This is a genomic window from Mycobacterium sp. E2479 (assembly GCF_001667925.1).
Taxonomy (GTDB): Bacteria; Actinomycetota; Actinomycetes; order Mycobacteriales; family Mycobacteriaceae; genus Mycobacterium.
On sequence record NZ_LZJR01000094.1, the window covers coordinates 1 to 1,191 of the forward strand.

A 1,191-nucleotide genomic window follows, 5' to 3' on the forward strand; every position below is an offset into this window, starting at 1 on the left:
TGGATTTTGGGGCGTTTCCGCCGGAGTTCAATTCGGCGCGGATCTACTCGGGTCCGGGCTCGGGTTCGTTTGTGGCTGCGGCGTCGGCGTGGAGTGCGCTGGCGGCCGAGCTCAACTCGGCCGCGCTGAGCTATGAGAACGTCATCACCGCGCTGAGCAGTGAGGAGTGGACGGGGACCGCGTCCACGGCGATGGCGCAGGCGGCGGCTCCCTACATCGCGTGGATGACGACGACGGCGGCCCAGGCCGAAGAGACTGCCACGCAAGCACGTTCGGCGGCGTCCGCTTACGAAGCCGCGCTGGCCTCGTCGGTGCCGCCCCCGGTGATCGCGGCGAACCGGATGCAATCGCAACAGCTACAGGCCACGAACGTCTTGGGCCAGAACACTCCGCTGATCGCGCAGCTGGAAGCACAGTACGGCGAGATGTGGGCCCAGGATGCCGGCGCGATGTACAGCTACGCGGGGCAATCGGCGACGGCGACGAAAGTGGCGCCGTTCCAGAAGGCGCCGGAGACGACCAACCCGTCGGGTCAGGCCTCCCAGAGCGCGGCGGTCACCAACGCCACGGCGAACTCGACGGCGACCAACACCTCGAAGACCCTGCAGTCGCTGGCCCAACCGGCCACCCAGGCGGCGACGCAGGCGAGCACTCAGACGGCCACGGATCCGTTGTCGGAGATCTGGTTTTTGTTGACCGGGCAGTCGACGTTTCCCACCAACCTGGGAACGGCGGTCAACGGCTACACCCCGTTTGCGGGTTTGTTCTATAACACCGAGGGTTTGCCGTACTTCAGCATCGGTATGGGCAACAACTTCGTGCAGATCGCCAAGTCGCTGGGCGTCATCGGTGGCGCGGCGCCGGCCGCGGCCAAGGCCCTGCCCGGGCTCGGCGGACTCGGCGGCATGCTCGGCGGCGGCGCCGCCGCCGCGCATCCGGTGGCGGCCCTGGGCAGCGCGGCATCCGTCGGCGGCAAGTTGTCGGTGCCGGTGGCGTGGTCGGGGGCGACGTCCGCCGCGGCGCCGACGTTGGGCCGTGCCATCCCGGTCAGCGCGATCAGTGCCGCCCCGGAAGCCGCGGGCGGACCCGGCAACCTGCTCGGCGGCATGCCGCTGGCCGGCGCGGGCGCCGCAGGCCACGGAGTCGCCGGACCCAAGTACGGATTCCGGCCCACCGTCATGGCCCGCCCAC

At 70.0% G+C, this 1,191-nt stretch carries 1 protein-coding gene; it reads left to right on the forward strand.

The features are described from left to right. Positions 1-1,191, forward strand: a 1,191-nt coding sequence (locus A5686_RS14765) for a PPE family protein (protein ID WP_067935431.1), incomplete at both ends; no start/stop codon positions are given.